The sequence below is a fragment of the Pseudoalteromonas sp. AOP7-A1-14 genome, assembly GCF_052376275.1.
GTDB lineage: Bacteria > Pseudomonadota > Gammaproteobacteria > Enterobacterales > Alteromonadaceae > Pseudoalteromonas.
In genome coordinates this window covers 1-2,529 of record NZ_JBQSVO010000202.1, presented here as the reverse complement: position 1 = coordinate 2,529, position 2,529 = coordinate 1, and the positions used below count along the sequence as shown (strand labels likewise).

General features: G+C 33.8%; 1 protein-coding gene. It reads right to left on the bottom strand.

Annotated features, from left to right (window positions below):
* The coding region (locus ACT3RM_RS17465) for an Ig-like domain-containing protein (RefSeq protein ID WP_444511469.1) at nt 1-2,529 on the bottom strand (2,529 nt) is incomplete at both ends.

Below are 2,529 nucleotides of genomic sequence, written 5' to 3'. Positions count from 1 at the left end.
GTCAAGAGGATTAATATCTTGTTCATCGCTGATACCATCTCCATCACTGTCGTTATCTAATTCAATTGCACTAGCAGCTCTTAACTCTTCGTTTGTATTAATTCCATAGAAGTTTGCTTTTCCATCTCCATCAGTATCTACACTCGCAGCAGTTGAGGATGGAAAGTCATCTTGCAGGGCTTGGATAATTGACACTTGCGTCAGGTAACTACGTTTTTCAACTTCTCCTGCATCTAGATGTTGAATAAAATTTTCTGCGCCATCATATTGACGATTACTTGCAAGTAATACAATGTAATCTCCGGCTAGTTTCAATTGTTCATCAACAGCTAGAGCTGAAATATTATTACCAATTTTAGTATTTATTTTAGTTGCAACTTCTTGGACTTCCTTAAGCCTTGATGAATAATCTACATTATTAAATGCTAAACGTCTCAGCTCTGTTTGGATATTAGAAGTATAATTACTTGAATTATAATAGTCATATCGACTTATATACTCGGCAAAATCAATCAAATCTTTTGTTTCGTCATAATCGACTTCAGGCCCTTCTAATAAAGCGATACTTGTTGCTTTATTTAACACTTCAATAGACATATCAAAGTCACCATTAGCCATATAACCAACTGCAAGGCTTGCAAAATCATCTAATTCATAAGTTTCACCGTCTTCATTATGCAGAATAAAATCAAGAGCGATTTTAGCATTTTCTTTATCACTTAATTTAAGGAAGTAATCACTTAATATTTTGTAACTAGACAACGACTTGTCTAAACTCACATCCTCTGAAACTTTTGAGAAGTAAGGTTTAACTACATCACTAAAGCAAAAATCAGCTGCATTTTTAGCTTTTGTAATATAACCACGAGACAAATATATCCCAATATATTTTCCGCACCCTGAACTGCCTACAGTTCTTGTTGTCGAATTTATATTGTTAATCATGTTTTGTTCTGAGGTTACTTTTTCAAAACCAAGTTGGATAACATTCAAAGCTTCGATATCTCGGCCAGTATTAAAAAGGCCTTGAGCTAAAGCTAAAGTTATAGAAGAGCGACCCACTAATGAATTTTGCTGACTATAAGGATTACCTTCATTATATGAATCGAGCTGAGTGATAATTTGTAATAAATTATCGCCACGATTTAATGATTGTAATGCTTCACTAACCGGTAAGTTTCTACTTAAATTTCTTAGTAAACTGTTGTCTTCCGGTGATTGAAGATTAGCAATTTCAAGTGCTGTATTTTCAAGTTCTGGATATAAAATAGAAAAATAAGGTGCAACATATACCAACCCAAACTTGTATTTAGACAAAGTATTTTCTGAAAACTCATTTGCTGTGAAAATATAATTTTCATCGTATGATGTATCTGAATAAAACGAGATTGCTTTTGCAAGATATTCTTTCGCAAGCTCGTCCTTGTTCAACACCATCGCATATTGAACAGCCGCTGTTAAGTAAAGGACTCCAGTAGAATGATAGGGTTTCCCTACTAACTCTCCAGATGAAATAACTTGATAGCCTATTTTATATGAGAGCTCTGCATATTCTTTCAATAAGGTTACTGCATAATCATACGCTTTAATCTTAGCTGGATCATTATCATCAAGCTCAAGGTAGTAATCAACGTACTCACCTAAACTATCTCTTTGAGCATTAATTAAATAACCATATCTTGTATCGTATACTTCCTTTCTAAGAGAGTCCGTAATATTAACTAATGCATTAATAGTTTTTTCAATACTTGTAGCATCACTGCTATTCCTAAAATCATCGACTAGCTCAATGAACGTGCTAACTTCAGTTTTAGAAATATTATCTATGCCGTTATCAACAACATATTGTAAGAACTCATCTAGAGCTTCGAGCCTATATTCATTAGCTAACCCTATTTTTTTAGCATCTTGATAAGCATTCGCAATGTTAATCAAAACCCCAAATTTATTACTTTGCAGTGGGATTTTATTATCAATAATATTTCTAACTTGATCGTCAAATGATGCTTTCACATAGCCGATTGCAATTGCCTCATACACACTAGCTAGTAAAGAGTCATCTTCTATTGTTGCAATACGGTTTTCAGCTTTTCTAAGGTGTGAATGCACTGATGAATAGTAGTAGTTTGATTTGTCTTGATTTGAAGAGAATGCAGCTTTCAGATCAACCTTTTCTTCAACAACACCTCCACGACCATCATCTAATTGAACAGTAAAAGATGCGTCAGGAATAGACAGCTCACTATTTAAATATGTAAATTGACCATTATCCTCTAAGTTGACTATACCTTGTAGAGGTTGCTCTAACAGCTTAAATGTTACAATATCGCTATCAGCATCATATGCTTCGAGAATGCCTGTAACTTGTGAGTTTGCACTCAATTTTAGTGAATTAGCAACCAGGTGTGGTAAATCATTTACTTCTTCTACAGTTACAGAAAATTGATAAATAACCTTACCAACTTCTATATTCGCACTATCCAGTCCAAAATAATCAGGGTTTGGTTCATAAATAAAACCATCATTAGT